The following is a 21,539-nucleotide window of genomic DNA, read 5'->3' on the forward strand; positions in this document are numbered from 1 at the left end:
GGAATCGCCTCAGAGGCCGAGCAGCGCGGGAAAGTCGGCCACCGAATCGATGACGTGGTTCGGCTGCATGGCGAATTCGTCTGCGGCCCAACGGTCCAGCGTGTCCTGACGGAACTTGCCGGTACGCACCAGCACACCCGACATACCGACCACCTGCGCGGCGAGCACGTCGTTGTTCAGGTCGTCCCCGACCATGTACATCTCGTCGGGATCCACACCCAGCCGGGCCGCCGCGGACAGAAAGCCCTCCGGCGCGGGCTTGCCGACCGCGGTGGCCTTGCGGCCCGAGGCCTGCTCCATTCCGATCAGATACATGCCGGTGTCGATGCGCAGTCCGTCGGTGGTGGTCCACGCGGTGCTGCGGTGCATCGCCACCACCGGCACGCCCTGGGCCATCCAGTCATACACCCACGACAGCGTCAGATGGCTGTATTCGGGCCCCGCCCCGCCGAGCAGCACGACATCGGGCCGGGCGGGCGCGCGCGGACCGGTGAACTCCGAGGAGTAGACGAGATCGATGCCGGGCATGTCCTCGCCGATCTGTCCGCTGTTGACCAGGAAGCAGCGCGCATCCGGGTAACGGTCACGGACATAGTCGGCGGTCAGCACCGCGGCGGTGATCACCTCGTCCGCGCGCACCGCCATGCCCGCCTCGGTCAGCAGATCGGCGATCTGCACGCGTGTCCTGGTGGTGGTGTTGGTCAGGTACGCGCATGCGATCTGGTTGTCCGCCAACGTCCGCAACGTCTCGGCGGCACCGGGGATCGGCTTCCACGACGTCACCAACACACCATCGATGTCGAACAGCACTCCACCGATAGCCATGGTGCGACAGTAAACCGCCGACGCTCGGCCGCAACTCGGGCCCCACTAGCCTCGCGCCCACGCCGTCCTGCCCACCCACGGCGAGGTCGCCGCGACGATCGACCACGCAAGGTCGGCGGGTACGTCGATCACCTCGTAGCGCTTCACCCCGGCAGCGGTCGCCGCCACCAGAGTGGCCACCCCGGCACGCCGCTGCGGCAGGGACTGGCGCACCGTCCATCCGACGATGCCCGCGGCGGCCACACAGTCCCGGCGGCGCTGCAGGCTGCCCGCCCTGGCCACCAGCCAACCTCCGCCGACCCGATGCCCCAGCGACCGGGCACGGTCGAACCCCAGAAATCCGCAGGCGATCGTCAGCGCCGCGGGCGCCAGCCACGCCCACCACGGCACGTCGGCGAACACCGACACCACCGCCAGCCCCGCCACCACCGCGGCCGGCGCCAGCATGGCCCTGGTCCATCGCCGCCGCGTCGCCACCGGACCATGCGCGGTCAAAGGCCCTGTCACCGCGTCGGCCCGCTCGACGAGCTCGGCGAGCACCGCTTCGGCGGTGCCGCGCGGGCACGGCGGAAGCAGCTGCGAGGCCTCGCCTGCGCCGGCGACGCCGGTCATCACCGCGTCCAGTCGGGCGCCGCCGAACAGCCGCACCAGCAGCGGTTCGCGCAGTGTGCCGCCGCGCAGCCGACGCATGTCGAAGGTGTGTTCACGCACGCGAAGCAGCCCGTGGGAAAGATGCAGTACCTCGGCGTCGCGGCGCAGCACCAGGTTCCCGTAGCTCAGCAGTGACTGCAGCACCGACAGCGCCACCGAGGCGAACAGCACCACGACGACCACGACCGTGACCGCGCCGAACGCACCGAGGCTCTCCGCGGCTCTCTCGCCTTCCCGAAACAGGCCTGAATCACGCAGGGCCCCAGACACTTCCGGGTGAGAGAGGATGCCGAGCGCGGCGGCGATCATCAGCAGCCCGGTGAACGTCAGTGGGCTGTAACGCAACCACGACGGTTGCCACCGCGCCAGCACCCGGGTGGGCTCGGCGCTCCCGGCCGGTTCGAGCGACTCCGCCAACAGAATCGCCCGCAGCCGGGCCACCTCGGCCACCGGCACCGCGTCGAGTTCGAAAGACGTGTCCCCCGTTGCTTCCTGGCCGGTGCTGACCCGGACCACGGTCAGCCCGAGGAGCCGGTGCAGCAGCCGGGCGTCGGTGGACACCGAGCGGATCCGGTTGCGCGGCACCGACAACACGTTGCGCTGCAACACGCCGGTGCGCAGCTGCACGTCGTCGGCGCCGATACGGTACGTGGTGGTGAACCATCGGGCCAGGCCGTAGGCGATCACCAGGGCCACACCGGCAACCGCCCACAGCGGGTTGCCCGTCGCCGAACCGAGCACCAGGGAACCGACCAGCACCGGGATCTGGCGCACCACCTCGTGCACCGGATGCACCAGCAGCATGCGCGGGCTCAGCCGGGACCATTCCGGCGTCACGTGGCGTCCTCGGCGCCCAATGCGGCGATGTCGGTCAGCCGCGCCACCACCCGGTCGGCGACGTCGACGTCCAGCGCGACGATGCGCACCGCCCCGGCCGACGACGCGGTCGTCACCGTCACGTTCGCCAAACCGAACAACCGGTCCAGCGGGCCCCGGTAGGTGTCCACGGTCTGCACCCGCGAGATGGGCGCGATGCGGCGCTCCTGCACCAGCCAACCCGACCGGGTGTAGACCGCGGTGGCGTCGAGATCCCATCGGTGCACCCGATAGCGCCACAGCGGCGCGACGACGACCGACACGACGGCGCCGACCACGGTGCCTGCGGCGACCAGCATGTGCAGCCACGGCACCCGGCCGTCGACCATGAACCACACCGCCTGTGCGGCCACGGCGAACATCCACGGGATGGCGGCCCCGATGGCCCAGACGAGCGGCGCTTTCCGGCTCGGCGGGTGCGCCGGTTCGGCCATGTGCACGGCTGCGAGCCTAGTTGCGCGACCATCCAACCCGGTTGCGTGCCCAGCCCGTAAGTTGAATCCCATGAGCTCAAAGTGGACCGCCGCCGACGTGCCCGATCAGTCCGGCCGGGTCGCCGTCGTCACCGGCGCCAACACCGGCATCGGTTACGAGGCCGCCGCGGTACTGGCGGGCAGGGGCGCCCGCGTCGTCGTCGCGGTGCGCAACCTCGACAAGGGCAGGCAGGCGGTGGGCCGGATCAGGCAGCTTCACCCGGGCGCCGACGTCGTGTTGCAGGAACTCGACCTGTCGTCGCTGGCCAGCGTGCGGACCGCCGCCGAGGAGCTGCGCGCCGCGCATCCCCGCATCGACCTGTTGATCAACAACGCCGGAGTGATGTACCCGCCGAAGCAGACCACCGGCGACGGCTTCGAATTGCAGTTCGGCACCAACCATCTCGGCCATTTCGCGCTGACCGGCCTGCTGCTCGACCGGCTGCTGCCCGTGGAGGGCTCGCGGGTGGTCAGCGTCGCCTCCATCGCCCACAACATCCAGGCCGACATCCACTTCGACGACCTTCAGTGGGAGCGCGGCTACAACCGCGTGGCCGCGTACGGGCAGTCCAAGCTGGCCAACCTGATGTTCACCTACACGCTCGCGCGCCGGCTGGCCGCCAAGGGCGCACCGACGATCGCCGTCGCCGCACATCCGGGGATCTCGAACACCGAACTGATGCGTCACGTCCCCGGCTCCCAGCTGCCCGGCTTCGCCTGGCTGGCCGGGCTGGTCACCAACAGTCCCGCGGTCGGGGCGCTGGCCACGCTGCGGGCGGCGACCGACCCAGGCGTGCGCGGCGGCCAGTACTACGGACCGTCCGGGCTGCGCGAGCTGGTCGGTCATCCGGTCCTGGTGCAGTCCAACCGCAAGTCCCACGACGTGGACGTGCAGGAACGGCTGTGGACGGTCTCCGAGGAGTTGACCGGCGTGAGCTACGACCTCTGATGCGCACCGTCGACGAGCACCGGCGGGTGGTCGCCGGGCTGATCACCGCGCGGGCGCCGGAGGCCGTGCCGGTCGCCGACGCGCTGGGCCTGGCGCTGGCCTGCGACGTCGTCGCGCCGCTGTCGCTGCCCGGTTTCGACAACTCCGCGATGGACGGCTACGCCGTCGTCGCCGAGGACATCGCGACCGCCACCGACGACACCCCGGTGCGGCTGCCCGTCACCGAGGACATCCCGGCCGGCCGCACCGACATCCCGACGCTGCAGCCCGGCGCCGCGCACCGGATCATGACCGGGGCTCCGCTGCCCGCGGGCGCGACGGCGGTGATCCCGGTCGAGGCCACCGACGGCGGCGTCGACACCGTGGCCATCCGGGCCGCCGGCCGGGAGGGCCAGCACATCCGCCGCGCCGGAGAGGACGTCACCGCGGGCACGACGGTGTTGCATGCCGGACAGGTCGTCACCCCGGCGGCCATCGGCCTGGCGGCCGCGCTGGGCCTGGCCGAGCTGACCGTGACCCCGCGCCAACGGGTGCTCGTCGTGTCCACCGGCACGGAGCTGGTCGCCGCGGGCGACGCGCTGCAACCCGGGCAGATCTACGAATCCAACGGCGCGATGCTGGCCGCCGCGGTGCGCGACGCCGGAGGTGAGGTGGTCGCCTCCCTGATGACCGGTGACGATGTCGACTCGTTCCTGGACGTGCTGCGCCGGCATCGCGCCGAGGCCGACCTGGTCATCACCACCGGCGGGGTCAGCGCCGGCGCCTACGAGGTGGTCAAGGACGCATTGACCGAGGGCGCGGTCGAGTTCGTCAAGGTCGCCATGCAGCCGGGCATGCCGCAGGGCGCCGGATTCCTCGGCGACGGCGACGGGACAGCCATCATCACGCTGCCGGGCAATCCGGTCAGCGCGCTGGTGTCGTTCGAGGTGTTCGTGCGCCCGGCGCTGCGTGCGGCGATGGGTCTGCCGCATGCCGAGCGGCCGCGCCGCACCGCGATGCTGACCGAGGATCTGGTCTCACCGCGGGGCAAGCGGCAGTTCCGCCGGGGCGTGTTCGACCCCGTCACCGACACCGTCACCGGTTACGGGCCGCCGGCGTCGCATCACCTGCGCTGGCTGGCGTCGGCGAACTGCCTGCTGGAGCTCGACGAGGACACCGCGGAGGTGGCTGCGGGCTCGCGAGTGCAGCTGTGGGACCTCCGCGCAGACTCGACCGGGCCGTAGAGCCGTAGAATCGCCACACGATGGCCAGACGCCCCGACCTCAAGACAGGACCAGCGCGCCTGGCGGCCCTGGTTCGTACGTCCGTACCCCCGATGCACCCGGCGGGCCTGCCGTTCGTGGGCGCCAGCCTCGCGGTGGCGCTGGCCGGGCGGAAGTCCCGTTGGCTGCGCAACGCCGGTGTCGCGTCCGCGGCGGCCAACGCCGCGTTCTTCCGCCACCCTCCGCGCACCCCACCGACCCGCCCCGGCGTGGTCGTCGCGCCGGCCGACGGGCTGATCTGCCTGATCGAGGAGGCGATCCCGCCGAGCGAACTACGGCTTCCCGCAACACCTTTACCGCGGATCAGCATCTTCTTGTCCCTGCTGGACGCCCACGTGCAGCGCGCCCCGCTCGGCGGTGAGGTGATCGCAGTCGAACACCGCCCCGGGCTGTTCGGCTCGGCCGACCTGGCTGCGGCCAGCGAGGACAACGAGCGCAACAGCATCGTCATCCGCAGCCCGGAGGGCGCTCAGGTCATCGCCGTGCAGATCGCCGGCCTGCTGGCCCGCCGCATCGTCTGCGACGTCGAGCCCGGCGACACCGTCCGCCTCGGGGACACCTACGGACTGATCCGCTACGGCTCCCGGCTGGACACCTACCTACCCGCCGGATCCGACATCCTGGTCGACGTCGGGCAGCGGACGCTGGCCGGCGAGACCGTGCTGGCCGAGCTGCCGCGATGAGACCCCGCATCAAGGCGCCCATCGTCAGCGTGCGCATCCTGCCCAGCGCGATGACCGTCGCCGCCATCTGCCTGGGGCTGAGCGCGGTGAAGTTCGCGCTCGACAACCGCCCGACGGAGGCGATGGCCTTCCTCGCGATCGCCGCGATCCTCGATGCGCTCGACGGCCGGCTGGCCCGCGCGTTGAAGGCGACCTCGCGGATGGGTGAGGAGATCGACTCGCTGGCCGACGCCGTGAACTTCGGTGTGGCGCCGGCTTTCATCGTGTACGCGACCCTGCTGTCCACGTCGCGGATCGGCTGGATCGTGGTGCTGCTGTACGCGGTGTGCATCGTGCTGCGGCTGGCCAGGTTCAACGCGATGCTCGACGTGGACCAGCCGGCGTACGAGAAGAAGTACTTCACCGGGATGCCCGCGCCCGCAGGTGCGATCGGGGCGATCGGCCCGCTGGCCGCCAAGATGCAGTTCGGCGACGGCTGGTGGACCTCCGAGCCCGCGGTGGTGATCTGGATGATCGGCGTCTCGCTGCTGGTCGTCAGCACGCTGCCGATGCGCAAGATCCACACCTTCTCGATACCGCCGAACATGGTGGCGCCCCTGCTGGCCCTGCTGGCGATCGGCGTGGCGGCCTCGATCCTGTACGGGTACCTGGTGATCCTCGCGATCATTCTGGCCTACGTCCTCCACATCCCGTTCGCGATGCGCACGAAGCGTTTTCTCGCCGAGCACCCCGAGGTGTGGGACGACAAACCGCGCCAGCAGCGGGCCGCCCGACGCGCGATCCGCCGGGCACAGCCGCACCGCCGTTCGATGATGCGGCTGGGCCTGCGCCGGCCACCGAGGGGGTGACGTGTCCGAGCGCGCACATCTGACACTGACGGCGCGGCTGAACACCTCCGCGCTGGACTCCCGTCGCGGCGTGGTCCGACTGCATCCGGAAGCGATTGCCGCCCTGGGCATCCGGGAATGGGATGCGGTCTCGCTGACCGGGGCGCGCACCACCGCCGCGGTGGTCGGCCTCGCTCCGCCGGGGACGCCGACGGGCACGGCGCTACTTGATGACGTGACGCTGTCCAACGCCGGGCTGCGCGAGGACACCTCGGTGCTGGTCGCCCCGGTCACGGTCTACGGCGCCCGGTGCGTGACGCTGAGCGGCTCGAAGCTGGCCATGCAGTCGATCACCGCCGCGACGCTGCGGCAGGCCCTGCTCGGCAAGGTGATGACGGTCGGCGACACGGTGTCCCTGCTGCCCCGCGACCTCGGCCCGGGCACCTCGACGTCGGCGGCCAGCGTCGCGCTGGCCTCGTCGGTGGGCATCACCTGGACCTCGGAGCTGCTGACCGTCACCTCCGTCGACCCGGCGGGACCCGTGAGCGTGCAACCCAATTCACTGGTCAACTGGGGCACGTCCACGGCGACGCCCGCCGCACCCGCGGATGCCACCGGCCAGCATGTGGTCACGACATCGGCGGAGTCGACGACACCGGCGGTGAGCTACGACGACCTCAAGGGCTCACACACGCAGGCGGCCCGCCTCACCGAGTGGCTCAAGCTCGCCATCGACCAACCGGAGCTACTGGAGAAGCTGGGTGCCACCGCCAATCTCGGCGTGCTGGTGTCGGGGCCGGCCGGTGTCGGCAAGGCCACCCTGGTCCGGACGGTCTGCGCGGGCAGGCGACTGATCGAGCTCGACGGGCCGGAGGTCGGTTCGCTTCGCGCCGAAGACCGACTGGCCAACGTGTCCTCGGCCGTCGCCGCCGTCCGCGACGGCGGCGGCGTGCTGCTGGTCACCGACGTCGACGCGCTGCTCCCGGTGCCCGCAGACCCGGTCGCGACCCTGATCCTCACCGAGTTGCGCTCGGCGGTCGCGACCAGAGGTGTCGCGTTCGTGGCCACGACAGCGGTACCCGACAATCTGGACCCGCGGCTGCGCGCACCGGATCTGTGTGACCGCGAGCTGGGACTGACCCTGCCCGACGGCGCGGTGCGCGCACAGCTGCTGGAGGTACTGCTGCGCGAGGTCCCCGCCGAAGACCTTGAGATCGGCGAGATCGCGGAGCGCACACCGGGTTTCGTTGTGGCAGACCTGGCCGCGCTGGTGCGCGAGGCGGCGTTGCGGGCCGCGGCGCGGGCCAGCGAGAACGGCGAGAAGCCCGCGCTGCGACAGGAGGACCTGATCGGCGCCCTCGGCGTCATCCGTCCGCTGTCACGCTCGGCGACCGAGGAGGTGTCCGTCGGCTCGGTGACCCTCGACGACGTCGGCGACATGGCCGCGACCAAGCAGGCACTCACCGAGGCGGTGCTGTGGCCACTGCAGCACCCCGAGACATTCCAGCGACTCGGGGTACAACCCCCACGCGGTGTGCTGCTCTACGGGCCGCCCGGGTGTGGCAAGACGTTCGTGGTCCGGGCCCTGGCCAGTTCCGGGCGGCTGTCCGTGCACGCCGTCAAAGGCGCTGAGCTGATGGACAAGTGGGTCGGATCCTCGGAGAAGGCGGTGCGGGAGTTGTTCCGGCGGGCGCGCGACTCCGCGCCGTCGCTGGTGTTCCTCGACGAGATCGACGCACTGGCCCCGCGACGCGGGCAGAGCTTCGACTCCGGGGTGACCGACCGCGTGGTCGCCGCGTTGCTGACCGAACTGGACGGCATCGAGCCGCTGGTCGACGTGGTGGTGCTGGGCGCGACCAACCGTCCCGATCTGATCGACCCGGCGCTACTGCGCCCGGGACGACTGGAGAAGCTGGTCTTCGTCGAGCCCCCGGACGCCGAGGCACGCACCCAGATCCTGAAGACCGCAGGGAAATCCGTGCCGCTGGCCTCGGACGGACCCGAAGCCGTCGACCTGGAGACACTGGCCGCGGATCTCGAGGGCTACAGCGCCGCCGACTGCGTGGCGTTGCTGCGGGAGGCTGCGCTGACCGCGATGCGCCGCTCGATCGACGCGGCCGACGTCACCGCCTCCGATGTGGCCACGGCGCGCGAGACCGTGCGGCCGTCGCTGGATCCCGTCCAGGTCGAAGCGCTGCGCGCGTTCGCCGAATCCCGCTAGGCCGATCCAACAACATCTTGACACTGACTAGTTCGAGTGGCATCGTCTGAACTAGTCGTTGTCAAGATTCGGGAGGGATCATGAGCTCCATCGTCACGCCTGCCGCCACTCCGAACTTCCGCGTCGGCGACCGCGACCGCGACATCACCGCCGGCCTGCTCGGCCAGGCCCTGGCGCAGGGATACCTCGACATGGCCGAATACGAGTCCCGCCTGCAGACGGTGTACGACGCCCACACCGCGCCCGACCTGCGCCTGCTCACCTCAGACCTACCGGTGGCCGAGCTGCGCCGCAACGATCCGCAGCGACGATCGGCGCGGATCGCGGCGGCCCGGCGCGGTATCCACGCCCATCTCGCGGCCTACCTGACCATGGTCGTCATCGTGCTCACCGTCTGGCTCGCCGTCGGACTTGGCGCGGGCTCCTGGTACTTCTGGCCGGTCTGGCCGATCCTCGGCGCAGGCATCGGCGTGCTCGCGCATGCCCTGCCGGTCCGCTACGCCTTTCCGGCCTGCGCCGAAATTGCATTCCAGCCGCGAAAGCGCGAGTGACGGCCTGCCGGAATGCAATTTCGGCGGCTGTCTGGCTAGGCCGGGTCGCCGTATTCGTCGAACCAGTACGCGAGCTTGCCGCGGCGACTGACCGCCCGCAGCCGCCTCTCTGCCAGATCCCGCGTCACCGACGTCGTCACGATCAACAGCTCGTCGCCGACCTGCAACCGGGTCACCGGCTGCGGGACGAACGGTTGACCGGCCCGGATGATCAGCGTGATGACGCTCGGATCGGGCAGCCTCAGTTCCAGCACCGTGACGTTGTGCAGCCGCGACCCGGGCGACACCGTCATCGTCAACAGCTCGGCTCCCAGCACGTCCAACGGCGCTGCGTCGACCTGGATCTCACGGGTGGTGTCGCGCGGGATCAGGTGCAGCCATTCGGCGACCAGCCGAAGGCTCGGCCCCTGGATCACCGTGAACAACACCACGAGGATGAACACGATGTTGAGCAGTCGCCAGCTGTCGGGCACTCCGGCCACGATCGGATACGTGCACAGCACGATGGGTACGGCGCCGCGCAGACCGGCCCACGACAGGAACACCTGTTCACGCCACGGCACGCGAAAGCCGATGAGCGACAACATGACCGACAGTGGCCTCGCCAACAGCAGCAACACCAGCCCCGCCACGACCGCCGGCACCACCTCGTCGAGCAGCTCGTCGGGTGACACCAGCAGACCGAGGATGACGAACACCCCGATCTGGGCCAGCCAGCCGGCGCCCTCGGCGAACGAGCGCGTCGCCGAACGGTGCGGCAGACCGGAATTCGCCAGCACCACGCCGGCCAGATACGCGGCCAGGAACCCACTGCCGTGCGCGGACCCGGCCGCCGCGAACGCGAGCATGCCCAGACCGAAAGTCGCCAGCGGGTAGAGCCCCGTGGCGGGCAACGCGATACGCCGCAACGCCATCGCGCCGAGCACACCGGCGCCGAGCCCCAGGACTGTGCCGATGGCCAGCTCGTAGGCCAGCGTCCCGACGATCGTCACCGGATCGAGGTCCAGTGGTACGACGCTGAACAGCGTCACCAGGATCACCGCCGGTGCGTCGTTGAAGCCCGACTCGGCCTCAAGCAGGCCGCTGACCCGCCTCGGCAGCGGCACCACCCGAAGCACCGAGAACACCGCAGCGGCATCGGTGCTGGAGACCACGGCCCCCAGCAGAAGGGCCAGCTGCCAGTCCATCCCGAGAATCCAGTGCACGGCACCGGCGGTCACCGCGGTGCTCACCGCGACCCCGACCGTTGCCAGCACGCCTGCGGGCGCGAGCACCTTCCGGATGTCGCTGAAGCGTGTCGTGAGACCGCCCTCGACGAGGATGACCGCCAGCGCCGCCGTACCCAGATCCTGTGCCAGCTGCGCGTTGTCGAAGGGCAGCCCGAGACCGTCCTCGCCGACCAGCACGCCGACCCCGAGGAAAAGCAATAGGCTGGGCAGGCCGATTCCCGTGGCCAGCCGGGTGGCGGCGATGCTCGCCAGCAGCACAAGGCCGCCGATCATGAGCGCCACGTAGAGCTGGTGCAGGGTCACCGGACAAAGTAAATCAGGACTGTCGGCGCCGGACTCGGCGGTGAAGGAGACCACATGCGGATCGCCGTCGCGGGTGCGGGTGCGGTCGGCCGGTCCGTCGCGCAGGAGTTGGTCGGGTACGGCCACAAGGTCCTCGTCATCGAGAAGGAGTTCGACCGCTACCAGCCCGCGACGGTCCCCGGTGCCGAGTGGTTGTGGGCGGACGCGTGCGAGATCGCCTCGCTCGAGGAAGCCGAGATTCAGATCTGCGACGTCGCGATCGCGGCCACCGGAGACGACAAGGCCAACCTTGCGATGGCCCTGCTGGCCAAGACCGAGTTCGGCATCGGCCGCGTGGTCGCCCGGATCAACGAGGCCGGCAACGAGTGGCTGTTCACCGAGGCGTGGGGGGTGGACGTGGCGGTCTCCACACCGCTGGCGATCGTGGCCGCCGTCGAAGGCGCCATCGACGTCGGGCACCTCATCCGTCTGATGGCGCTCGGCAGGGACTCGCGGGGCGACCTCGGCCGGCGCGCTGCCAATGTCGCCAAGTTCACGCTGCCCGAGGACAGCCCGCTGGTGGCCCAGCAGGTGCGCGACCTCGCGATGCCCCGGGACAGCGCCCTGGTCACGCTGGTCCGTGGCAACCGGCTGATCATTCCCGAACCGCACGACGTGCTACGCGCGGGCGACGAGATGCTGTTCGTCGCGGCGTCCGGGGTCGAGGAGCACATCGAGGCCATGGTGCAGGGCACCCGTAGACTGGAGTGACTCCAGAGTCAGTACGGCTGACACCTTTGTCCACCTGCCCGACGGTAAGCCCGCCCGACAGCGTGCCGCCCACGACGAGACGGAGCCATGCTCGCCATCCTCGCTGCCCATGCAGTCGCCGCCCTTCTGGCGCCGCTCCTCGTGCACCGCTGGGGCCGGATGGCGTTCTACCCGCTGGCGCTCGTACCGCTGGGCTCGCTGGTCTGGGTGGTGTTGAACTGGCCGGCGCGCGGCCAGGCGCGCACCGTCGATGTGTCCTGGGTGCCCGATCTGTCGATGGACATCGCGCTGCGTTTCGACGCGCTCGCCGCGGTGATGAGCGTGCTGGTGCTCGCGATCGGCGCCCTGGTCCTGTTCTACTGCGCCGACTACTTCCACCATCACGACGGCCGCAAGGAAAAGCGCCTGCCGAGTTTCGCCGCGGAGCTGGTGGCGTTCTCCGGGGCCATGTTCGGCCTGGTCACCAGCGACAACATGCTGGTGCTCTACGTGTTCTGGGAGATCACGACGGTCTTGTCGTTCCTGCTGGTCGGGCACTATGCCGAACGGGCGACGAGCCGGCGGGCCGCGATGCAGGCGCTGCTGGTGACGACGTTCGGCGGGCTCGCGATGCTGGTCGGCATCGTCGTGATCGGCAACATCGCGGGCACGTTCCTGCTGTCGGAGTTGATCGCCGACCCGCCCACCGGTCTGGCGGCGTCGGTGGCCGTGGTGCTGATCCTCGTCGGCGCGCTGTCGAAGTCGGCGATCGTGCCGATGCACTTCTGGCTGCCTGGCGCCATGGCCGCGCCCACCCCGGTCAGCGCGTACCTGCACGCGGCCGCGATGGTGAAGGCCGGCGTCTACCTGATCGCACGGATGACGCCCGGGTTCGCCGACAGCCCCGAGTGGCGGCCGACCGTCGTCACCCTCGGCCTGTTGACGATGCTGCTGGCCGGCTGGCGCGCGATCCGCGAGTACGACCTGAAGCTCATCCTGGCCTTCGGCACCGTCAGCCAGCTGGGCTTCATCACCGTGATGGTGGGCGTCGGCGGCAGCGAGATGATGCTCGCCGGCCTGGCCATGCTGTGCGCGCACGCGATGTTCAAGGCCGCGCTGTTCATGACCGTCGGCATCATCGACCACGCCACCGGAACCCGCGACATCCGCAGGCTCGCCTGGCTCGGTGACCGCAGCAGGCCGCTGCTGATCGTCGGTTGCGCGGCCGCCGCGAGCATGGCGGCGTTGCCGCCGTTCTTCGGGTTCGTCGCCAAGGAGGCGGACTTCGAAACCGTATTGCACAGCCCGTATCTGGGTGCCGCGTCACCGTTCGTACTCGCCGGCATCGTGCTGGGCTCGGTGCTGACCACCGTCTACAGCCTGCGGTTCGTGTTCGGCGCATTCGGCCGCAAAGGCCTGCCCCATCCGAGCACCCGAGTCGAGGAGATGCACCGTCCGGAGCTCGGCTTCCTGATCCCGCCCGCAATCCTGGCCGCCGCCGGGCTGCTGTTCGGCCTGTGGCCGAAGCCGCTCGACACCGTGCTGCGCAACTACAGCGACACGGTGCCCGACCCGCTGGGGTACACGGGTGACTACCACCTGGCGCTGTGGCACGGGGTGAACCTGCCGCTCCTGCTCTCGGTGCTGGTGCTGGCGGCCGGTATCGGCGTCTACTTCGGGCGCAAGCGTCTGCGCCGCGCCCGCGCGGACTTCGTGCCGCTGGGCAACGCCGACCGCATCTACGACGCGGTCATCCGCGGCGCCGACGTGCTCTCGGTACGTCTGACCGCCCTCACCCAGCGGGGCTCGCTGCCGCAGACGCAGTCGTTCATCCTCGTCACGCTGGTGCTGCTTCCGCTCGGCGTGCTGGCCCTGGGTGCCCGCGACCGGCCGCGGTTCGAGTTGTGGGACTCCCCGCCGCAGGTGGTGGTCGGCCTGCTGATGGTGGCCGCTGCGCTGGCGGCAGTGGTCATGCGCAACCGTCTCGCGGCGGTGTTGCTGGTCGGCGTCACCGGTTACGGCTGCGGGGCGATCTTCGCGTTCCACGGCGCACCGGATCTCGCACTGACCCAGTTCCTGGTCGAGACGTTGACGCTGGTGGCCTTCGTCCTCGTGCTGCGCACCCTGCCCGCCGAGACCAGCCGGGCCGAGAACACCCGCTTCCGGGTTCCGCGGGCCGCGCTCGCCGTCGCGGTCGGCGCGACGGTCACCACGCTGGCGGCGTTCGCGATGGCCGCCCGCACCGGCCGGCCCATCGCCGAGCTGCTGCCCGAGGCCGCCTACGTGCTGGGCCACGGCTCGAACACCGTCAACGTCATACTCGTCGACATCCGCGCCTGGGACACCATGGGCGAGGTCTCGGTGCTCCTCGTCGCCGCGACCGGGGTCGCGTCGATGGTGTTCCGCAGCAGGCGTTTCGGTGCCGCGCCCCGAGTCTCCGACGCAGGGCAGCCCGACATCGGGCGGCTGCCCACATCCTTCAACACCAGCCCGGCCGCCGGCGACATCATCTGGCTGCGCGGCAGCGGACTGCGTGACCCGCGGCACCGTTCACTCGTGCTCGAGGTCGCCACCCGGCTCATCTTCCCGGTGATGATGGTGCTGTCGGCGTACTTCTTCTTCGCCGGCCACAACGTCCCCGGGGGCGGATTCGCCGGCGGCCTGATGGCGGGGCTGGCGCTGGTGCTGCGCTACCTGGCGGGTGGACGTTACGAACTCGGCGAGACGCTGCCGCTGGACGCGGGCAAGATCCTGGGTGCGGGCCTGACGCTGGCGGCAGGTACCGCCGCCGCCTCCCTGTTCCTCGGTGCCCCGGTGCTGTCGTCGGCGCTCATCCAGGTCGATCTTCCGGTGCTCGGAACCGTCAAGTTCGTCACTGCGCTGTTCTTCGACCTCGGCGTGTATCTGATCGTGGTCGGTCTGGTGCTCGACGTACTGCGCAGCCTCGGGGCTCGCATCGACGTGGAGCTCAGTGAACAGTCCCGCCCGCAGACCGGCCGGATGGCGCGGCAGCGATGACCACCTACCTCGTCCCTCTCGTCCTGATCGGGGTGCTCACCAGCGCCGGGGTCTATCTGCTGCTGGAACGCAACCTCACCCGGATGTTGTTGGGGCTCCTGCTGATCAGCAATGCGATCAACCTGCTGATCCTCAATGCCGGCGGCCCGTCGGGTAACCCGCCGGTCCGTGGCCGCACCAGCGGTACGGAGACGACGACGGCGGACCCGTTGGCGCAGGCCATGATCCTCACCGCGATCGTGATCACCATGGGGGTGGCCGCGTTCGTGCTGGCGCTGACCTACCGCTCGTACCGGATCAACACCATCGAGGAAGTCGCTAACGACCCCGAGGACACCCGGGTGTCCCAGCTCTCCGGCAAGGAGGACGACGAACAAGAGGACCGCCTGGTGCCCGACGCCGCCCGCGACACCGACCTGCCCGACGAGCTCGACGCACTGCCCGGTTACGAGGGGTCGCGATGATCGGCGCACAGTTCGCGTCGGTACTCACACCGCTGCCGGTCCTCGTGCCCATGCTCGCGGCGGCGGCGACGCTGATCGCCGGACGTCGGCCGCGTCTTCAACGCTCGATCGTGGTTCTCGCGCTCTCGACGGTCGTCGCGGTGTCGGCCGCCTTGTTGTATCTGGCCGACCGCGACGGAACTTTCGCGCTGCAGGTGGGCGGCTGGGGGTCCACCGAGGCCGGCATGGGCCCGCTGGGCGTGACGCTGGTGGTGGACCGGTTGTCGGCGCTGATGCTTGTGGTGTCGTCGATCGTCCTGCTCGCCGTCGTGTTCTACGCCATCGGCCAGGGCATCCGGGACGGCGATGAGCGGCAACCGGTTTCGATCTTCCTGCCCACCTACCTGGTGCTGTCGGCGGGCGTCTTCATGGCGTTTCTCGCCGGTGACCTGTTCAACCTGTTCGTCGGCTTCGAGGTACTGCTCACCGCGAGCTTCGTGCTGCTGACCATCGGGGCAAGCAAGGAACGGGTGCGCGCAGGCATCTCGTACGTGATGGTGTCGATGGTGTCGTCGCTGGTGTTCCTGTTCGGCATCGCGCTGGTGTACGCCACCACCGGAACGCTGAACCTGGCCGAGATCGCGGTCCGCCTCGACGACGTGCCCGAAGGCACCCGGATGGCGCTGTTCGCCGTCCTGCTGGTCGCGTTCGGCATCAAGGCGGCGGTCTTCCCGCTGTCGGCGTGGTTGCCCGACTCCTATCCCACCGCGCCCGCGCCCGTCACTGCGGTGTTCGCCGGCCTGCTCACCAAAGTCGGTGTGTACGCCATTATCCGCGCCCATTCGCTGCTGTTCCCCGGCGGCGGGATGGACCGTGTCCTCCTGGTGGCGGGTCTGCTGACGATGATCATCGGCATCTTCGGCGCGATCGCCCAGAGCGACATCAAGCGACTGCTGTCCTTCACGCTGGTCAGTCACATCGGCTACATGGTGTTCGGCATCGCGCTGTCGACCCACCTCGGGATGTCGGGGGCGATCTACTATGTCGCACACCACATCCTGGTGCAGACGACGCTGTTCCTCGTCGTCGGTCTGATCGAGCGGCAAGCCGGCGCGTCCACTTTGGAGCGCCTCGGCGGTCTGGCCGCCGCGAGTCCGCTGCTGGCGTTCGTCTTCGTCGTCCCTGCGCTCAATCTCGGTGGCATCCCCCCGTTCTCGGGATTCATCGGCAAGGTGGCGCTGCTGGAGGCCGGCGCCCAATCCGGGTCGGTGCTGGCGTGGGCCCTGGTGGCGGGCAGCGTCGCGACGAGCCTGCTGACGCTCTACGTGGTGGCGCGGGTGTGGACCAAGGCGTTCTGGCGGTCGCGGGAGGACGCACCCGAGGGACACCTGTCGGGTCCGGCCCCGGCGGCTCTGCTGGACAACACCGACGAGACCATGGACATCGAACTGGCCGACCGGGACGACGTGGGCAGGATGCCGGTCGGCATGCTGGCGCCGACCGGTGCGCTCATCGTCGTCGGACTGTTGCTGACGATCCTGGCCGGCCCGATCTTCGGCTACAGCGATCGGGCCGCCGGCGAGGTGATCGATCGCGGTCAATACATCGGCGCGGTCCTCGGGGGGACACGATGAGACTGCTCGCGCTCCGCGCCTGGATGGTGTGCTGGCTCATCCTGGTATGGGTTCTGTTGTGGGGCAACATCTCTGCGGCCAACATCGTGTCCGGCCTGGCGGTCGCGCTCGTCATCACCCTGCTGCTCCCGTTACCGCCGGTTCCCGTGGAGGGCCGGCTCCATCCCCTTTCGGTGCTGCGGCTGGTCGTGACCGTGGCCTACTGGCTGGTCGTGTCATCGATCCAGGTGGCGGCGCTGGCCGTGAAGCCGGGACCGCCACCGCTGACCGCGGTGCTGCGGGCACACCTGGACGTCAAGTCCGATCTGGTGCTGGCATTGGCGGTCAACATCTTGAACCTGACCCCCGGGAATATCGTGCTGGAGATCGACCAGGCGCGCCGGATGATCTACGTGCACGTCCTCGACGTCGGGTCCGACCGCACCGTCAACCGCTTCTATCACCAGATCGACCAACTGCAGAAGCTCCTGGTGGCCTCGTTCGAGCGCGAGGCGGACTGGAAGCCGTCGGCGGAGAAGGAGGTGGACCCCGCATGATGTACGTCTGGATCGCGGCCGGTGCGATGCTGTCGCTGGCGGCCCTGACCACCATGTTCCGCATGCTGCTCGGCCCGACCACGCTGGACCGGTTGGTCGCCCTCGACACGCTTGTCGCGGTGACGATGTGCGCCATCGGCACCTGGGCGGCGTTCAGCCTCGACACCACGGTCACGTACAGCCTGACCGCGCTGGCGCTGATCACGTTCGTCGGCTCGGTCAGCGTCGCGAGGTTCCGCGTTCCGGACATCGCCGACCCTGCGGACAAGGGGCCCGCGCGATGAACGTCTCCGACATCGTCGCAGCCGTGCTGATCCTGGGCGGGTCGGCGCTGGCGCTGACCGCGGCGATCGGCGTCGTCAGATTCCCCGACACGCTGTCGCGGATGCACGCGGCCACCAAGCCGCAGGTGCTCGGCCTGCTGCTGGTGCTCGCCGGTGCCGCGATCCGGCTGCGCGGCAACGTCGACATCGGCATGCTGATCCTGACCGGCATGTTCACGACGATCACCGCACCCGTGATCGCCAACCGGGTCGGGCAGCTCGCCTACCGGGAGCAGAACATCCGCGACGATCTGCTGACCAGGGACGAGATGCATGATTTCGCCGCCGAACGGGAATCCGGCGGCCATGACAGTTCTGGGCGGTGACGCGGACGCCGTCTACGCCGACCTCACCCCCGCGCGCGTCGCGATGGCACGCGCACGGGAGGCGGGCGAAACGTGTCCGCTGTTCACCGATCCCTACGCCGGATTGCTGGCCGGGGGCGCCGCGGAAGACCGCCCCGCGATAACGAATTACGTTGCCGCCCGGACGAAATGGTTCGACGACTACTTCCTGGCGGCGAGTTCGGCGGGTGTCTCGCAGGTGGTGATCCTGGCCGGGGCCCTCGACACGCGGGCGTGGCGGCTGCCGTGGCTCAACGACACGGTCATCTACGAGGTCGAGCAGCCTGCGCTGTTGGAGTTCAAGCAGCGCGCCCTGGCACAGGCGGGCGCGGAAGCGGCCGCCCGGCACGTCCCGGTTCCCGTCGACCCGGACGACGACTGGCCGAGAGCGCTGACCGCGGCGGGATTCGACCACACCGAACCGACCGCGTGGGCGGCCGAGGGCCTGCTGCCGACGTTGTCGGCGCAGGCACAGGAGCAATTGCTCGGCAACATCGATCTCTACAGCGCGCGTGACAGCAGGTTCGGCCTCGAGACCCTTTCCTCGGGCCCTGACCACGCCTGCTCGCTGTGCGCCCGCCTCTGGGAGGTGAACTCGACGACCATCCCCGATCTGCTGGACCGCTACCACCGCACACCACCGCAACCCCGCGATGATCCGTTGCGTCACAGCGTCTTTCTCGACGCCGCGAAGCTGTGATCACTCCGACAGCTGGAATTCCACCATCGCGGTCACCGTGTCCACCGCTTCGGACAGCGCGGTGACCCGTTCCGCGGCGCTCGGCGCGGCCAGCACCGAGTACCGGTCTGCCTGACCCATGGGCAGACGAGCCGTCAACGCGTACAACCACTTCGCCGCTTCCCCGGATTCGTCGGCGCCGGCCACGATATCCCGGGCGTTGACCTGTGCGCCGCGCGCGGCGGCGATCCGCTCGAACAACGCCACCATCCGGTCCTCGATGTCCTGGATGGCCTCGACGTCGACCGCCTGCCCCGGCTCGTCGGGCCGCAGCTCGACCACCGCCCTCGGGTACGGGTCGTCGGGAAGCCATTCGAGGACCCGAATCCGTTCCCCTATCACGCATTTCAGCCGGTATCGACCGGAACCCATGTCGACGCACTCGGCGATGTGGGCAAGTGCCCCGATGTCGCTGCGGGTGTCGCCGCCACCCACCTCTCGACCGGCGGCGATGAGCACCACCCCGAACGCCGGATCCTCGGCGGCCAGACATGCCTGCACCAGCGCCGAGTATCGCGGTTCGAAGATCCGCAACGGCAGTTCCTCGCCGGGCAGCATCGCCACCTCGAGCGGGAACATCGGCACCGTCGGCATGGTCTACAGCACCAACTCGCTCACCAGGGCGTCGACCACGGCCCGCAGATCACCGTCGTGCTCTTCGGCGACCCGACGCTGGCGCTGATAGGAGGCGCCGTTGTGGTAGATGTCGGGAACGCGGGAGAGCTCTTCGACACACGACAGCCGCTTCGCCACCGGCTGCAGACGCTCCAGCAGGTCGTCGAGATCCTCGGTGACCAGCCGCTCGTTGCTGTCGGCGTCCAGGATGATGATGGCGTCCAGGCCGTAACGTGCTGCGCGCCATTTGTTTTCCTGCACATGCCACGGAGGCATCACCGGCAGCGACTCACCCGCGTCGAGGCGGCGGTCCAGATCGACGATCAGGCAGTGGGTGAGGGCGACCAGCGCCGACAGCTCGTGCAGATTGGAGACGCCGTCGAAGATCCTGACCTCGATGGTGCCGAGATGCGGGGACGGCCTGATGTCCCAGCGGATCTCGTTCATGTGATCGATGATCCCGGTCTTCTTCTGGTCACTGACGAATCGCTCGAACTCACGCCATTCCTGGAAGTGGAAGGGCAGCCCGGCCGTCGGCAACTGCTGGAACATCATCGCCCGGTTACTGGCGTAGCCGGTGTCCTCACCGTCCCAGTACGGAGAGGACGCCGACAGCGCCAGCAGATGCGGGTACTGATGCAGCAACGCGGTGATGATCGGCATCACCTTGTGCGCCGACGAAACACCGACGTGGACGTGCACGCCCCAGATCAGCATCTGGCGACCCCACCACTGGGTGCGCTTGATCAGCTCGGCATAGCGCGGCGCGTCGGTGAGTTTCTGTACCGACCAGTCCGCGAACGGATGGGTGCCTGCGCAGAACAGGTCCATGCCGCGCTCGCGCACCACCTCACGCACCGGGCGCAGCGTGGATGCAAGGTCCTCCATGGCCTCACCGGCGTTGTCGCAGATCCCGGTGACGACCTCAACGGTGTTGCGCAGCAACTCCTTGTGCACCCGAGGGTTCTCGCCGATCTCGGCGATCACCGAGGCTGCTTCGTTGCTCAGGTCACGGGTGGTGGCATCGACGAGCGCGAACTCCCATTCGACGCCCACGGTAGGCCGGACCGACCCGACGAAGTCGATGCGGCCGTCAGCCCGTTGGTCAGCCGCCAGTGATGACACCGCAGGCCACCCGCGCTCCGGCGTCGCCGGTCGCCAGGGTGGTCTGATCCGGTGGCGGCGCACCGTTGACCTGCTGGTAGCGCTCCGGCGGGATGTTGGCGAAGTTGTCGGCCTTCTCGTGGATGATCAGCGCGGTACCCGCGCCGTCGAGCAGGTCTTCCTTGGTGAAGGCGTCGGTGGTCGTCACCAGCTTCGCCGAACCGTCCTCGCGCACCTGCAACGACGACAGGTCGCCGCTGGCGGGGTGCCCGCTGTGCCCGGACACCTGGAAGTGGCCGCCTGCGGAATTGAAGTCGGCCGGTGCGCCGCCCGTCGGTGCGACGGAGTCGGCCTCGCACTTGCCCACCGAATGGATGTGGATGCCGTGGAACCCCGGCGTCAACTCGCCCGCACCGCTGGCCTCGACCGTGACGGTGGCGTAGCCGTCGGAGAACGTGATGTCGGCGGTGGCGACGGTGGTGCCGTCGGCCAGCTTCAGGTCGGCCGTCAGCGTCTCGCCACCTGCCTGCGTACCGCTCCCGTGTCCGGAACCCTGCTCGTCCGGCCCCGCCGTCGGGGAGGGCGAACCTGTCCATACCGGGGGCGTGGTGCCGGGCGAATCCGAGGGCACTTCTCCGGGAGGAGAGCACGCACTCAAGGCAAGTGCGGGCACTGCGAACAATGTGGCGGCAGCGACGGACCTGAGCATGAGCAAGAGCCTAGCCGGTGACCAGTACGACCACTCCCGGTGGCTGCTCTGTGAGCTCGGGCACCCGCGGGGCGACCGGCGCTTCGAGTAGTCGGCCGACCTCTTCTGCGGCCTCCTGCTCGCCGGGTTCCTCCCCGAAGTACACCGTGGTCACCGTCACCTCGGGCACGACGAGGTTGCCGACCTCGGTCACGTTCCACTTGTCGTCGCGCAGCCGGGTGGCCGTCGCTTCGGCGGCGCCTGCGGTCTCGGAGATGTTGAACACGCGCACGTCAGGCCTGGCCGGTTCTTCGGGCGCGGCGCTCGTGGTGGTGGTCGTCGTCACGGTGGTCGCCGTGGCCGACGACTCGTCGTCACCGTCGGACCCGCCCATGGACTGCAGGGCGACGAGCAGGAAGACGACGCCCAGGAACAGCAGGACCATCACCATGGCGCGAAGGGGCAGTCCCGAGGACTCTCGCTGGTTCATCGGCGCCTACTGTATCGCGGGCCGGG

At 69.5% G+C, this 21,539-nt stretch carries 22 protein-coding genes; 14 read left to right on the top strand and 8 right to left on the bottom strand.

Features of this window, described 5'->3' with window-relative positions; translation table 11 throughout:
• Nucleotides 1-9 precede the first annotated feature (9 nt).
• From BN976_RS02795 to BN976_RS02805, 3 genes are read right to left on the bottom strand one after another with little or no spacing between them, the layout of a single operon-like run.
• Nucleotides 10-825: an HAD-IIA family hydrolase gene (locus BN976_RS02795; protein WP_036367706.1), complete on the bottom strand. Its 816-nt coding sequence runs from the start codon at nt 823-825 to the stop codon at nt 10-12.
• Between the two features lie 45 nt (nt 826-870).
• Complete coding sequence (locus BN976_RS02800) at nt 871-2,313, bottom strand: PH domain-containing protein (protein ID WP_036367708.1); 1,443 nt, start codon at nt 2,311-2,313, stop codon at nt 871-873.
• Complete coding sequence (locus BN976_RS02805; RefSeq protein WP_199558896.1) at nt 2,310-2,786, bottom strand: PH domain-containing protein; 477 nt, start codon at nt 2,784-2,786, stop codon at nt 2,310-2,312. Before BN976_RS02805 ends, BN976_RS02800 begins: the two co-directional genes overlap by 4 nt.
• A gap of 70 nt (nt 2,787-2,856) precedes the next feature.
• Here BN976_RS02805 and BN976_RS02810 point away from each other — a divergent pair, with 70 nt between their 5' ends.
• The 6 genes from BN976_RS02810 (at nt 2,857) to BN976_RS02835 (ending at nt 9,318) form a co-directional block, all read left to right on the top strand.
• A complete protein-coding gene (locus BN976_RS02810) occupies nt 2,857-3,774 on the top strand; it encodes an SDR family NAD(P)-dependent oxidoreductase (RefSeq protein WP_036367713.1) in 918 nt (305 codons plus the stop codon).
• Nucleotides 3,774-4,997, top strand: coding sequence for a molybdopterin molybdotransferase MoeA (moeA, locus tag BN976_RS02815; protein ID WP_036367715.1), 1,224 nt, complete (start codon nt 3,774-3,776; stop codon nt 4,995-4,997). The genes BN976_RS02810 and moeA overlap by 1 nt, the downstream gene beginning before the upstream one ends.
• A gap of 20 nt (nt 4,998-5,017) precedes the next feature.
• On the top strand, nt 5,018-5,719 hold the full coding sequence (locus tag BN976_RS02820) for a phosphatidylserine decarboxylase (RefSeq protein WP_036367718.1): 702 nt from the start codon (nt 5,018-5,020) through the stop codon (nt 5,717-5,719).
• On the top strand, nt 5,716-6,567 hold the full coding sequence (gene pssA, locus BN976_RS02825) for a CDP-diacylglycerol--serine O-phosphatidyltransferase (protein WP_036367720.1): 852 nt from the start codon (nt 5,716-5,718) through the stop codon (nt 6,565-6,567). Before BN976_RS02820 ends, pssA begins: the two co-directional genes overlap by 4 nt.
• Nucleotide 6,568: 1 nt before the next feature.
• Nucleotides 6,569-8,767 carry an AAA family ATPase gene (locus BN976_RS02830; protein WP_036367722.1) on the top strand — a complete coding sequence of 733 codons (2,199 nt, stop codon included), beginning with the start codon at nt 6,569-6,571 and terminating at the stop codon, nt 8,765-8,767.
• An 80-nt stretch (nt 8,768-8,847) separates the two neighbouring features.
• Complete coding sequence (locus tag BN976_RS02835) at nt 8,848-9,318, top strand: DUF1707 domain-containing protein (RefSeq protein WP_051558261.1); 471 nt, start codon at nt 8,848-8,850, stop codon at nt 9,316-9,318.
• A 35-nt stretch (nt 9,319-9,353) separates the two neighbouring features.
• Here the strand turns inward: BN976_RS02835 and BN976_RS02840 are convergent, their stop codons facing one another.
• Entirely contained in the window at nt 9,354-10,850 is a 1,497-nt protein-coding gene (locus tag BN976_RS02840; protein WP_036369050.1) for a potassium/proton antiporter, read from the bottom strand.
• A gap of 54 nt (nt 10,851-10,904) precedes the next feature.
• On the opposite strand from BN976_RS02840, the gene BN976_RS02845 reads away from it, so the two are divergent.
• From BN976_RS02845 to BN976_RS02880, 8 genes are all read left to right on the top strand, one after another.
• On the top strand, nt 10,905-11,600 hold the full coding sequence (locus tag BN976_RS02845) for a potassium channel family protein (protein ID WP_036367724.1): 696 nt from the start codon (nt 10,905-10,907) through the stop codon (nt 11,598-11,600).
• Between the two features lie 87 nt (nt 11,601-11,687).
• Nucleotides 11,688-14,597, top strand: coding sequence for a Na+/H+ antiporter subunit A (locus BN976_RS02850; RefSeq protein ID WP_036367726.1), 2,910 nt, complete (start codon nt 11,688-11,690; stop codon nt 14,595-14,597).
• Entirely contained in the window at nt 14,594-15,061 is a 468-nt protein-coding gene (locus BN976_RS02855) for a Na(+)/H(+) antiporter subunit C (protein ID WP_036367728.1), read from the top strand. Before BN976_RS02850 ends, BN976_RS02855 begins: the two co-directional genes overlap by 4 nt.
• Complete coding sequence (locus BN976_RS02860; RefSeq protein WP_036367730.1) at nt 15,058-16,674, top strand: Na+/H+ antiporter subunit D; 1,617 nt, start codon at nt 15,058-15,060, stop codon at nt 16,672-16,674. Before BN976_RS02855 ends, BN976_RS02860 begins: the two co-directional genes overlap by 4 nt.
• Complete coding sequence (locus tag BN976_RS02865) at nt 16,671-17,210, top strand: Na+/H+ antiporter subunit E (RefSeq protein WP_036367732.1); 540 nt, start codon at nt 16,671-16,673, stop codon at nt 17,208-17,210. The genes BN976_RS02860 and BN976_RS02865 overlap by 4 nt, the downstream gene beginning before the upstream one ends.
• Nucleotides 17,207-17,494 carry a monovalent cation/H+ antiporter complex subunit F gene (locus tag BN976_RS02870; protein WP_011778015.1) on the top strand — a complete coding sequence of 96 codons (288 nt, stop codon included), beginning with the start codon at nt 17,207-17,209 and terminating at the stop codon, nt 17,492-17,494. Before BN976_RS02865 ends, BN976_RS02870 begins: the two co-directional genes overlap by 4 nt.
• On the top strand, nt 17,491-17,859 hold the full coding sequence (gene mnhG, locus BN976_RS02875) for a monovalent cation/H(+) antiporter subunit G (protein ID WP_036367736.1): 369 nt from the start codon (nt 17,491-17,493) through the stop codon (nt 17,857-17,859). Before BN976_RS02870 ends, mnhG begins: the two co-directional genes overlap by 4 nt.
• Nucleotides 17,840-18,577, top strand: coding sequence for an SAM-dependent methyltransferase (locus tag BN976_RS02880; RefSeq protein WP_036367738.1), 738 nt, complete (start codon nt 17,840-17,842; stop codon nt 18,575-18,577). Before mnhG ends, BN976_RS02880 begins: the two co-directional genes overlap by 20 nt.
• Here the strand turns inward: BN976_RS02880 and BN976_RS02885 are convergent, their stop codons facing one another.
• From BN976_RS02885 to BN976_RS02900, 4 genes are read right to left on the bottom strand one after another with little or no spacing between them, the layout of a single operon-like run.
• Nucleotides 18,578-19,210, bottom strand: coding sequence for an LON peptidase substrate-binding domain-containing protein (locus BN976_RS02885; protein WP_036367739.1), 633 nt, complete (start codon nt 19,208-19,210; stop codon nt 18,578-18,580).
• Between the two features lie 3 nt (nt 19,211-19,213).
• Nucleotides 19,214-20,356 carry a glutamate--cysteine ligase gene (locus BN976_RS02890; RefSeq protein ID WP_036367741.1) on the bottom strand — a complete coding sequence of 381 codons (1,143 nt, stop codon included), beginning with the start codon at nt 20,354-20,356 and terminating at the stop codon, nt 19,214-19,216.
• On the bottom strand, nt 20,337-21,044 hold the full coding sequence (gene sodC / locus BN976_RS02895; RefSeq protein WP_011778010.1) for a superoxide dismutase[Cu-Zn]: 708 nt from the start codon (nt 21,042-21,044) through the stop codon (nt 20,337-20,339). Before sodC ends, BN976_RS02890 begins: the two co-directional genes overlap by 20 nt.
• A 10-nt stretch (nt 21,045-21,054) precedes the next feature.
• On the bottom strand, nt 21,055-21,513 hold the full coding sequence (locus BN976_RS02900) for a LytR C-terminal domain-containing protein (RefSeq protein WP_011778009.1): 459 nt from the start codon (nt 21,511-21,513) through the stop codon (nt 21,055-21,057).
• Between the last annotated feature and the right edge of the window lie 26 nt (nt 21,514-21,539).

Source organism: Mycolicibacterium austroafricanum (genome assembly GCF_000612725.1).
Lineage (GTDB): Bacteria > Actinomycetota > Actinomycetes > Mycobacteriales > Mycobacteriaceae > Mycobacterium > Mycobacterium austroafricanum.